The organism is Pseudoalteromonas apostichopi, assembly GCF_030297135.1.
Classification (GTDB): Bacteria; Pseudomonadota; Gammaproteobacteria; order Enterobacterales; family Alteromonadaceae; genus Pseudoalteromonas; species Pseudoalteromonas apostichopi.
The window spans coordinates 3,125,649-3,137,532 of the sequence record NZ_AP028065.1; the positions used below are offsets into that span (position 1 = coordinate 3,125,649).

The 11,884-nt window shown below is 43.2% G+C and carries 7 protein-coding genes and 2 rRNA genes; 8 read left to right on the forward strand and 1 reads right to left on the reverse strand.

What is annotated here, in order from left to right; all coding sequences use genetic code 11:
- The first annotated feature begins 258 nt into the window (after window positions 1-258).
- The 7 genes from QUE86_RS14110 (at window position 259) to ihfA (ending at window position 9,226) form a co-directional block, all read left to right on the forward strand.
- Window positions 259-3,141: ribosomal RNA gene (locus QUE86_RS14110) — 23S ribosomal RNA — on the forward strand.
- A gap of 124 nt (window positions 3,142-3,265) precedes the next feature.
- Window positions 3,266-3,380, forward strand: a 5S ribosomal RNA gene (gene rrf / locus QUE86_RS14115).
- Window positions 3,381-3,697: 317 nt separating this feature from the next.
- The gene (locus tag QUE86_RS14120) at window positions 3,698-4,753 is read left to right on the forward strand and encodes a DUF2066 domain-containing protein (protein WP_130051798.1); all 1,056 of its coding nucleotides are present in this window, start codon (window positions 3,698-3,700) and stop codon (window positions 4,751-4,753) included.
- Window positions 4,753-5,463, forward strand: coding sequence for a DnaA regulatory inactivator Hda (hda, locus tag QUE86_RS14125; protein WP_178927468.1), 711 nt, complete (start codon window positions 4,753-4,755; stop codon window positions 5,461-5,463). The genes QUE86_RS14120 and hda overlap by 1 nt, the downstream gene beginning before the upstream one ends.
- Window positions 5,464-5,540: 77 nt before the next feature.
- On the forward strand, window positions 5,541-6,521 hold the full coding sequence (pheS, locus tag QUE86_RS14130) for a phenylalanine--tRNA ligase subunit alpha (RefSeq protein WP_062568835.1): 981 nt from the start codon (window positions 5,541-5,543) through the stop codon (window positions 6,519-6,521).
- Between the two features lie 15 nt (window positions 6,522-6,536).
- The gene (pheT, locus tag QUE86_RS14135) at window positions 6,537-8,924 is read left to right on the forward strand and encodes a phenylalanine--tRNA ligase subunit beta (protein ID WP_286257937.1); all 2,388 of its coding nucleotides are present in this window, start codon (window positions 6,537-6,539) and stop codon (window positions 8,922-8,924) included.
- A 2-nt stretch (window positions 8,925-8,926) separates the two neighbouring features.
- Window positions 8,927-9,226, forward strand: a complete 300-nt coding sequence (gene ihfA, locus QUE86_RS14140; RefSeq protein WP_002960690.1) for an integration host factor subunit alpha — start codon at window positions 8,927-8,929, stop codon at window positions 9,224-9,226.
- Window positions 9,227-9,288: 62 nt separating this feature from the next.
- Here ihfA and QUE86_RS14145 read toward each other — a convergent pair whose 3' ends face one another.
- Window positions 9,289-10,095, reverse strand: a complete 807-nt coding sequence (locus QUE86_RS14145; protein WP_130051796.1) for a DUF2989 domain-containing protein — start codon at window positions 10,093-10,095, stop codon at window positions 9,289-9,291.
- Window positions 10,096-10,269: 174 nt separating this feature from the next.
- On the opposite strand from QUE86_RS14145, the gene QUE86_RS14150 reads away from it, so the two are divergent.
- Window positions 10,270-11,712 (forward strand): glyceraldehyde-3-phosphate dehydrogenase, encoded by a 1,443-nt coding sequence (locus QUE86_RS14150; protein ID WP_167658630.1) that lies wholly within the window; start codon window positions 10,270-10,272, stop codon window positions 11,710-11,712.
- The last annotated feature ends 172 nt before the right edge of the window (window positions 11,713-11,884 follow it).

The following is an 11,884-nucleotide window of genomic DNA, read 5'->3' on the forward strand; positions in this document are numbered from 1 at the left end:
GTTCGTAGTGTCCACACAGATGATTGTTAGTTAGCTAAACCACTTGGTTTAACTAATTAATATGCTCTTTAAAAATTTGGAAAGCTGATATTAAAATTCTTATAGATATTCGTATCTATAAAGAGTTTTCAAAAGTAAAAATATGCCATTAATCGAAAGATTAATTGGTATCTACTTTAGTATTCTCATCATTATTTGATGAATTAACTTCTGGCGAAGTTAACAGCTGTCACTAACAAAGACCCGTTTGGGTTGTATGGTTAAGTGACTAAGCGTACACGGTGGATGCCTTGGCAGTTGGAGGCGATGAAGGACGTATTAACTTGCGATAAGCCTAGTCAAGCTAGTAAAAAGCGCTTGAGACTAGGATTTCCGAATGGGGAAACCCACCTGCTTGCAGGTATCGTTAACTGAATACATAGGTTAACGAGGCGAACGCGGAGAACTGAAACATCTAAGTACCCGTAGGAACAGAAATCAACCGAGATTCCGGAAGTAGCGGCGAGCGAAACCGGACCAGCCCTTAAGCTTATTATGTGTTAGTGAAACATTCTGGAAAGTTTGACGATACAGGGTGATAGTCCCGTACACGAAAATGCATCTTAAGTGAAATCGAGTAGGTCGGAGCACGTGAAACTTTGACTGAATATAGGTGGACCATCATCTAAGGCTAAATACTCCCAACTGACCGATAGTGAACCAGTACCGTGAGGGAAAGGCGAAAAGAACCCCTGTGAGGGGAGTGAAATAGAACCTGAAACCGTGTACGTACAAGCAGTAGGAGCCCCTCGAGGGTGACTGCGTACCTTTTGTATAATGGGTCAGCGACTTATATTTTGTAGCGAGGTTAACCGATTAGGGTAGCCGTAGTGAAAGCGAGCGTTAACTGCGCGTTTAGTTGCAAGGTATAGACCCGAAACCCGGTGATCTAGCCATGGGCAGGTTGAAGGTTGAGTAACATCAACTGGAGGACCGAACCCACTAACGTTGAAAAGTTAGGGGATGACCTGTGGCTAGGAGTGAAAGGCTAATCAAACCGGGAGATAGCTGGTTCTCCCCGAAATCTATTTAGGTAGAGCCTCGGACGAATACTTACGGGGGTAGAGCACTGTTAAGGCTAGGGGGTCATCCCGACTTACCAACCCTTTGCAAACTCCGAATACCGTAAAGTACTATCCGGGAGACACACGGCGGGTGCTAACGTCCGTCGTGAAGAGGGAAACAACCCAGACCGCCAGCTAAGGTCCCAAAGTCATAGTTAAGTGGGAAACGATGTGGAAAGGCCCAGACAGCCAGGAGGTTGGCTTAGAAGCAGCCATCCTTTAAAGAAAGCGTAATAGCTCACTGGTCGAGTCGGTCTGCGCGGAAGATGTAACGGGGCTAAACTATGCACCGAAGCTGCGGATTCAAACTTTGTTTGAGTGGTAGGGGAGCGTTCTGTAAGCCGTTGAAGGTGTACCGGGAGGTATGCTGGAGGTATCAGAAGTGCGAATGCTGACATGAGTAACGATAATGCGGGTGAAAAACCCGCACGCCGGAAGACCAAGGGTTCCTATCCCATGTTAATCAGGGTAGGGTAAGTCGACCCCTAAGGCGAGGCCGAAAGGCGTAGTCGATGGGAAACGGGTTAATATTCCCGTACTTGGTATAATTGCGATGGGGGGACGGAGCAGGCTAAACAAGCATGGCGTTGGTTGTCCATGTGAAAGTGAGTAGGTTGAGAGTTTAGGAAAATCCGGACTCTTAAGACTGAGACACGAGACGAGCACCCAAGGGTGTGAAGTTGTTGATGCCATACTTCCAGGAAAAGCCTCTAAGCTTCAGATTATACCGAATCGTACCCCAAACCGACACAGGTGGTCAGGTAGAGAATACTAAGGCGCTTGAGAGAACTCGGGTGAAGGAACTAGGCAAAATCGTACCGTAACTTCGGGAGAAGGTACGCTCCTATCTGTGATGAGACTTGCTCTTTAAGCGGACGGGAGCCGCAGTGACCAGGTGGCTGGGACTGTTTATTAAAAACACAGCACTGTGCAAAATCGCAAGATGACGTATACGGTGTGACACCTGCCCGGTGCCGGAAGGTTAATTGATGGGGTTAGTTTTCGGACGAAGCTCTTGATCGAAGCCCCGGTAAACGGCGGCCGTAACTATAACGGTCCTAAGGTAGCGAAATTCCTTGTCGGGTAAGTTCCGACCTGCACGAATGGTGTAACCATGGCCACGCTGTCTCCACCCGAGACTCAGTGAAATTGAAATCGCAGTGAAGATGCTGTGTACCCGCGGCTAGACGGAAAGACCCCGTGAACCTTTACTACAGCTTGGCACTGAACATTGAACCTACATGTGTAGGATAGGTGGGAGGCTTTGAAGCAGAGACGCTAGTCTTTGTGGAGCCGTCCTTGAAATACCACCCTTGTAGTTTTGATGTTCTAACGTTGGTCCCTAATCGGGATTACGGACAGTGCCTGGTGGGTAGTTTGACTGGGGCGGTCTCCTCCCAAAGAGTAACGGAGGAGCACGAAGGTTGGCTAAGTACGGTCGGACATCGTACGGTTAGTGTAATGGTAGAAGCCAGCTTAACTGCGAGACAGACACGTCGAGCAGGTACGAAAGTAGGTCATAGTGATCCGGTGGTTCTGAATGGAAGGGCCATCGCTCAACGGATAAAAGGTACTCCGGGGATAACAGGCTGATACCGCCCAAGAGTTCATATCGACGGCGGTGTTTGGCACCTCGATGTCGGCTCATCACATCCTGGGGCTGAAGTCGGTCCCAAGGGTATGGCTGTTCGCCATTTAAAGTGGTACGCGAGCTGGGTTTAGAACGTCGTGAGACAGTTCGGTCCCTATCTGCCGTGGGCGTTTGAGAATTGAGAGGGGTTGCTCCTAGTACGAGAGGACCGGAGTGAACGAACCGCTGGTGTTCGGGTTGTCATGCCAATGGCACTGCCCGGTAGCTACGTTCGGAACTGATAAGCGCTGAAAGCATCTAAGCGCGAAGCAGGCCTCGAGATGAGTTCTCACTAGACTTTTAAAGTCTCTGAAGGGCCGTTGAAGACTACAACGTTGATAGGCAGGATGTGGAAGTGGTGCGAGCCATTAAGCTAACCTGTACTAATTACCCGTGAGGCTTAACCATACAACGCCAAACGCGTTTTATGACAGCGTAACAGACAGAAGTTAAGAAACTAAAGTAGACATTTACTTGATATCAGAATTCCGAATTTTAGTTGATTGCCAAGGCGATTAACGACCCAAATTTGCTTGGTGACAATAGCGTTTTGGACCCACCTGACCCCATGCCGAACTCAGTAGTGAAACGAAACAGCGCCGATGATAGTGTGGCATTTGCCATGTGAAAGTAGGACATTGCCAGGCTCCAAATTAAAGAAAGCCCGATTCGAAAGAGTCGGGCTTTTTTGCGTCTGGAGCTGTCAGCTTTCAGCCGTCAGATAATAGATGTCAGCTGAGCGCTGGGGGTGTTTAGTGAAGAGTCTCCCTCAGCAACAAAACCTTGTAGGAGGCACTTCAGTGCTGAATTAAGCCCATAATAAAACATGCATGGCTACGATTAGACTTAAAGCTTTATTCTTGCAACTTCCAATTCGCTCATCTACCGTTCATTAAATTAACTTTGCTTTGTTTATGGCTTTGATTTAGGATCAAATCAGTTTAAAAGCAAGAACTAATGGCCTGTGTCTAGATTACTTATTTGTTTATTATTATTTTTTTCGAGTGCTTCAAGCTTTGCAGTTGAAGTGACTAATTTATATCAAGATACCCTCAAAGTTGCGGACAAATCACGTGATGCTCGTTTGGCAGCAAGTCGTGAAGCGCTGCTAAATGTATTGGTGAAAGTGAGTGGTGATACAAGCGCTGATCAAAACTCTGTAGCTAAACAGCGTATCCGCGACATTTCAGATTATATGCTCAAATTTGAATATGACGAAAAAGCAGATGGTAGTTTAAATCTGGTTGTTAAGTTTGAAGCTAACAAAATTAATGCATTGCTTAAAGATCTAGGCTTGCCATTGTGGGGCACGCGTCGTCCATTAGTGGCTATTTGGTTAGCGATTGAAGATAATTGGCGTCGTGAACTAGTTACACAAGAGTCGTATCCGCAGCTTGAGCAACTTATTTATGACAAAGCGGATCGTCGTGGTTTACCTGTAGTTGTACCATTACTAGATTTGCAAGACCGCGCTATCGTTGGCATTCCTGAAGTATGGGGTAACTTTTCTGAGCCCGTCGAGCAAGCTTCCAGCCGTTACAGCGCAGAGCGCAGCATTACCGCAAGAATGTATCAACAGGCTGATTCAGAAACGTGGATCCTTGATTGGCGTTTTACTAATGCAGAATTATTTGATACTAATCGTTTGATGGGTGATAAGCAGCAAATTGTTGCTGATATGATTGACAGTTTAGCGGGCGGTTTAGCACAAGAGTATGCAATCGATCCTACAATGATTGGCCAAATAGCTACAGCTACCTTTTATCTTAAAGGCATTAATAACTTCGTAGATATTGAATTCGCTAAACGCCGCTTAGAAAGCTTAAGTGTTGTTACACGAGCAGTGATATCTGTACGTACTCCAGATGCAGTGCAATTTACAGTAAATCATACTGGCAGCATGAATGATTTCAGAAAAGCGTTAGAGCTTGATACTGCCTTTAAAGCCCATCAGGATCCTCGTGACTTTTATCAGGTAGTCAACAAAGACGAACTTGAATATCAATGGAAGGGGCTTTAATCACAGTGCAAGAACCAATGCAAATGGCATTGCCAGTTACTTTGCCTGATGATGAAACATTTACCTCTTATTTTGGTGGCGAAAATTCTCTTGAAGTTAGTCACCTTAAAGATGCGTTTACAAAGCTTAGTAATAAATTTCAATATACCTACTTATGTGGATTAGGTGATTCTGGCAAGTCACACCTTTTGTATGCTACCTGTATTCACGCACAAGAGCGTGGCTTATCAACTATGCTGCTTTCGATGCGTGAAGTGATTGATTATGGTCCTGTTGTACTTGAAGGCCTCGAAAATCTTGATGTGCTATGTATTGATGATGTGCACCTGGTGGCCGGAAATGATGTATGGGAAAAGGGATTATTTAACTTTTTCAATCGGTTCAATGAGCCTGGTAAATACCTTGTTGTAACAGCTGATTTATTACCCGATATGTTGCATATTAATTTACCTGATTTAGTATCTCGTTTGAAATGGGGCACGACATTGCAAATTCGCTCAATGAGTGATGATGACAAAGCCGAAGCCTTAGTTCGACGTGCTCACATGCGTGGTCTTGAACTTACCGAAGAATGTGCACGCTTTTTATTAACGCGATTAAGCCGTGATATGCGCGCATTATTAGATGTTTTAGATAAACTTGACCATGCCTCAATGGCTGCACAAAGAAAATTAACAATTCCTTTTATAAAATCAACGTTAAAGCTTTAGTAGGGCTAGAATCTAGTCCTTGCTTTCAGTTATCATTAGCTATTACAAAAATCCTTCTGTGAAAGACCAGGTACTCAATGAACTTAGAAAATATTTTAGCGCAAGCACTAGAGGCTGTTGCCAGTGCGAATGAAATCGCGCAATTAGAAGATATCAGGGTTAATTACCTTGGTAAAAAAGGTGAAATCACCAACTTACTTAAAACGCTTGGCAAGATTGCCCCTGAAGAGCGTAAAGAAGCGGGTCAAGTGATTAACCAAGCAAAACAAGAAGTACAAACAGCGATAAACGAAAAGCGTGAGTTACTAGCAAGTAAGGCTCTTGAAGAGAAGCTAGCGGCAGAAACGATCGACGTAACTTTACCGGGTCGTGTTATGCCTACAGGTGGCTTACACCCAGTAACTCGTACAATTGAACGTATAGAAAGCTTTTTTGGTGAGTTAGGTTTTGCGGTTAAATCAGGTCCTGAAGTTGAAGATGATTTTCATAACTTCGATGCGCTAAATATTCCTGAGCACCATCCAGCGCGTGCTGATCATGATACTTTCTATTTCAACCCAAAACTTGTGTTACGTACGCAGACAAGTGGTGTACAAATTCGTACCATGGAAACTGAACAGCCACCACTGCGTATCATCTCTCCAGGCCGTGTTTACCGTAATGATTATGACCAAACACACACGCCAATGTTCCATCAAGTCGAAGGCTTAATGGTTGACACAGATGTAAGCTTCACTGAGTTAAAAGGTATTCTGCACGACTTCTTACGCAACTTTTTTGAAGAAGACATGGAAATTCGTTTCCGTCCTTCTTACTTCCCATTTACTGAGCCATCAGCTGAAGTTGATGTTATGGGTAAAAACGGCAAGTGGTTAGAGGTATTAGGCTGTGGCATGGTTCACCCTAACGTTCTTAAATCAGTGGGTATTGATCCAGAAAAATACACTGGCTTCGCATTCGGTATGGGTGTTGAGCGTTTAACCATGTTGCGCTACGGCGTAAACGACCTACGTGCATTTTTCGAAAACGATTTAAAATTCCTAAACCAGTTCCGTTAAGAGTGAAGATATAAAATGAAATTTAGTGAAAAGTGGTTAAGAGAGTGGGTTAACCCAGCAATCGACACGCAGGCTCTTTCGGAACAGTTATCAATGGCTGGTCTTGAAGTTGATGGTGTTGAGCCAGCGGCTGCGGAGTTTACAGGCGTTGTTGTAGGTGAAGTTGTTGAATGTGGTCAACACCCTGATGCTGATAAGTTACGTGTGACGAAAGTAAACGTAGGTGGTGATGAGCTACTTGATATCGTTTGTGGCGCACCTAATTGTCGTCAAGGTTTAAAAGTAGCGGTTGCTACTGTAGGCGCTGTATTGCCAGGCGATTTTAAAATCAAAAAAGCCAAACTTCGTGGTCAACCTTCACATGGTATGCTTTGCGCATTCGTTGAATTAGGTATCAGCGAAGAAGGCGATGGCATCATGGAATTACCAAGTGATGCACCAATCGGCACTGATTTACGTGAATACTTGAGCCTAGACGACAACATTATTGATGTTGACTTAACACCAAATCGTGGTGATTGTTTAGGTATCAAAGGTCTGGCGCGTGAAGTGGGCGTACTTAACAGTGTTGATGTAAATACACTTGAAATCACACCAGTTGCTGCAACGATTGACGACAAAGTATCGATTGAGCTTGTAAATGATGAAGCGTGTCCTCGTTATTTAGGTCGTGTAATCAAAGGTATCAACCTTGATGCAGAAACACCACTTTGGATGGTAGAAAAACTTCGTCGCAGTGGCATTCGCTCAATTGACCCGGTAGTTGATGTTACAAACTACGTGTTACTAGAGCTTGGTCACCCAATGCATGCATTTGATTTAAATGCGATTGAAGGTGGCATTAAAGTACGTAGCGCAAACGCGGGTGAAGAGTTAGTTTTACTAGATGGCAACACTGCAAAACTTAACGAGTCTACACTTGTGATTGCTGATCACAACAAAGCACTTGCCATTGCAGGTATTTTTGGTGGTGAAAAGTCAGGTGTGACTGAAGCAACATCAGACATCTTATTAGAAAGCGCATTCTTTAACCCTGTCGCTATTGCAGGTCAAGCACGTAGTTACGGCTTACACACTGATGCATCACATCGCTACGAGCGTGGTGTTGATTTTGCACTACAAAAAGATGCTATGGAACGTGCGACTGCATTACTACTTGAGATTGTCGGCGGTGAAGCTGGCCCTGTAGTTGAAGCAGTAGCCACTGATAAATTACCAAAAGTGACAGAAGTGCGTTTACGCCGTGAGCGTTTAGACCGTGTAATTGGCCACCACATTGATGATGCAAAAGTGACTGACATCCTAACGCGTTTAGGTTTAGATGTGAAAATTGTTGATGGTGTATGGAGCGCTGACGTACCGAGTTACCGTTTTGATATTCGTATTGAAGAAGATTTAATTGAAGAAGTTGCGCGTGTTTACGGCTATAACAGCATTCCTAACGTTGCACCAACTGCTAAATTAAAAATGACTAACCATGACGAGTCTCATGTTGCGGTAACTAAATTCCGCAATACACTTGTAACACGTGGTTTCCAAGAAGCAATTACTTACAGCTTCGTTGATCCAAAAGCACAAGCAATTTTACATCCGCAAAGTGATGCGCTTGTATTACCACACCCAATTTCGGTTGAAATGTCAGCAATGCGTGTGAGCTTAATGCCGGGTCTATTAGCGTCACTAGTTTACAACCAAAACCGTCAGCAACCACGCGTACGTTTATTTGAGCATGGCCTTAAATTCTTACGTGAGGAAAATGCTGAAAACGGTGTAAACCAAGTTGCTGTCATTGGTGGTGTAATCTCTGGTCTTGCACACGGTGAACATTGGGTTCAAGAAAAGCGTAGCGTTGATTTCTATGACTTAAAAGGTGATGTTGAAGCACTTTTAGCAATTAGTAACGATTCATCACGTTTTGAGATAAAAGCAGAGCAGTCTGATGGCTTACACCCAGGCCAATCAGCCGTTATTTATGTTGATGGTAAAAAAGTAGGTTTTTTTGGTGCAGTGCACCCACAAGTGCAAAAGTCACTAGATATCAATAACACAGCATTTGTGTTTGAAATCGAAATGTCTGCACTAGAAAAAAGAAAATTACCAGAAGCAGTGGCAGTGTCGAAATTCCCGTCAAACCGCCGTGATATCGCGATTTTAGTGGAAGATCACGTAAAATCTGGCGATATTTTAAATGTCATAGAAAAAGTTGGCGGAAATCAATTGGTTGACCTAAACTTATTCGATGTGTATAAGGGCAAAGGTATTGAGCCAAATTATAAGAGTTTGGCGATTGCTCTAACACTGCAAGCGGTTGATAGAACGCTCGAAGAGAAAGATATCAATCAAGTAGTTGATAATGTGGTGGCCGCACTGGCCGAACAATTTAACGCATCGTTGAGGGACTAGATATGGCGCTTACTAAAGCCGACATAGCTGAACACCTATTTGAAAAACTCGGGATCAATAAAAAAGATGCCAAAGATTTAGTTGAAGCGTTTTTTGAAGAAATCCGCTCAGCGCTAGAAAAAGGCGAGCAGGTTAAGCTCTCTGGATTTGGTAACTTTGATCTTCGAGATAAAAAAGAACGTCCAGGCCGCAATCCGAAAACAGGTGAAGATATTCCTATTTCGGCGCGCCGAGTTGTGACTTTTAGACCAGGTCAGAAGCTAAAAACTCGTGTAGAAGTTGGCACAAGCAAAGCAAAATAAGAAAAGGCAGCGTTAGCTGCCTTTTTTATTTGTTTAAGTATTTACTTGCGAGCTATCAAAAGCTAAAAACCGCGTGGTGATACGAAGTTTCCTCCTTGGATACTGTCGTAGGTTTTTTGTGCTAAATCATCTAAGCTGTCTAAGCTTTTACCTGCGGCAGCGAGTTGATGCTCAATAGGTAAAATATCGACATCTTCATACCCTGATAATTGTGCTACACGTGCAAAGGTGTAGGCATGCTTATACTTTTCATGTTTGTAGAATAAGCTCACGAGAGTAGGGTAGATCTCAGGGTTGGGTGTTGCACCTGCTTTATTTAGCTCTAGCGTTTTGTAAAGCAAATCAATGGTTTTTTCATCATCAAACTTCACGTAGTAGCTCGCTAAGAAAAACTGCATTTCGGCATCTTCAGTGACGCGTTTATCTTGTTTTTCTTCAAGGGCGAGTAACTTAGTTAATGCAGATTGGTCATTATTACGTGACCAATGGTAATACAACAAACCTGGGTGGTCAGTATTTTTGGTATCTTGAAAAATTCGCGTCATTTCTTTAATGCTCGTTAAATGGCCTTCAACGCGAGACGTGGTTTTTTCTTTTAGTTTTATATGCTCAATCTTGGCGGCAAGAGACACACATTGATCGTATTTCTCAAAATCCTTTAATAATTGGTATTTGTTCTCGTCTGTTGGTGACTTATATTCAACGTAACGTTGAATGATAACTTCGGCACGTTGCTCTTTACAGTGACTGTCTTTATTCAAATCACTACAGAAGCCAGGTGTTTCGTCGCACACTTTTGCCAGTGTAAGTGGATCTTCACAGCCTGCTAATGCCAATAAACCAAGCAACACACTTGCTCTTAATAACATTCCTTAACCTCAACTTAATTTGTACTACTTTATTCTAGCGCAATGATTTGTTCTGTAACAGTGGAGAATCGTTTGAGTTTAAATTAGAATACCCCTGCCTGAGATGTGTTGCTCTCAAATCACAGCACATTTTTTAAGGCTATCCGTTCAAAATTGTTTAATTAGGTAAAAAAAATGACCTCATCTCACGAGTTAGAATACACAAGCAGCTGGCAAGAACGTCAAGATTACGCAGAAAGTATGCAACCTATTATTGGTAGACTTTACCGTAATCGTGGTATCGAAATCGCTGTATATGGCCGTCCTCTCGTTAATGCCAGTACAATCGATATCATCAAAGCGCATAAAACAGTTGCTCAGTTTGAAGGTACAAAACTACGTTTACGTGAAAGCTTCCCTTTCTTAGAAGCAATTAGCAAAATGGACTTAAACTCTGCACGTATCGATATTGGTAAACTAGCGTATGGTTATTTGTTTACAGATGCTGCAAAAGGTCGTTCAGTTGAAGAGTACTTAACTGACGAACTCGCAGAAATCGCAAACTCTGAGCGCAAAGAGCCACGTGATGTTGTGTTATACGGTTTTGGGCGTATCGGTCGTTTATTAGCACGTCTATTAATCGAAAAATCTGGCCCTTATGCAGACCTGCGTTTACGTGCAATCGTTGTACGTGGTGGTAAAGACGGCGACCTAGAGAAGCGTGCAAGCTTACTTCGTCGTGACTCTATCCATGGCCCATTTAATGGCTCTATTACAATTGATAAAGAGCGCAACGCAATTAAAGCTAACGGTAGCTACATTCAAGTTATCTACGCTAACTCACCAAGCGAAGTTGATTACACTGCTTACGGTATCGAAAATGCACTAGTTGTTGACAACACGGGTATCTGGAAAGACGAAGCAGGCCTTGGTCAGCACTTAGAAGCAAAAGGCGCGGCAAAAGTATTACTAACTGCACCAGCTAAAGGTAACATCAAAAACATCGTATACGGTGTAAACAACCAAGATATCAAACCTGAAGATAAAATTGTATGTGCGGCTAGCTGTACGACCAATGCTATTACGCCAACGTTAAAAGCGCTTAACGATAAGTTTGGTATCAAAAACGGTCACGTTGAAACTGTTCACTCATACACCAATGACCAAAACTTAATTGATAACTACCACAAAGCTGAACGTCGTGGCCGTGCTGCTGCACTTAACATGGTTATCACTTCAACAGGTGCTGCTAAAGCAGTTTCTAAAGCTTTACCAGAGCTTGAAGGTAAACTAACGGGTAACGCTATCCGTGTTCCTACACCAAACGTATCAATGGCTATCTTGAACTTAAACCTTGAAAAAGGTACAAACGTTGAAGAACTAAATGCTTTCTTACGTGAAACTGCACTTTATTCAGATCTTCGTGACCAAATCGATTACACAGCGTCTACTGAAATCGTATCGACTGACTTAGTGGGTAGTCGTTACGCAGGTGTTGTTGATTCACAAGCGACAATCGTAGATGACAACCGTGTTGTGCTTTACGTTTGGTACGATAATGAGTTTGGTTATAGCTGTCAGGTAGTACGCTGTATGCGTGATATGGCTGAAGTAACTTTCCCAAGTTTACCTCGCTAATACCTAAACTATACAGATTCAAGAAGCCAGCATTATGCTGGCTTTTTTAGTCGTGAAAGTTTTTGCAAATTTTCTGCATGTGATAGGCTGTTTAGGGTCTACACCATATTACTAACAAAACGTTCTAACTACAGAGCGTTGGCTTAATTCTTAACTAATAAGCGAGTAGCTA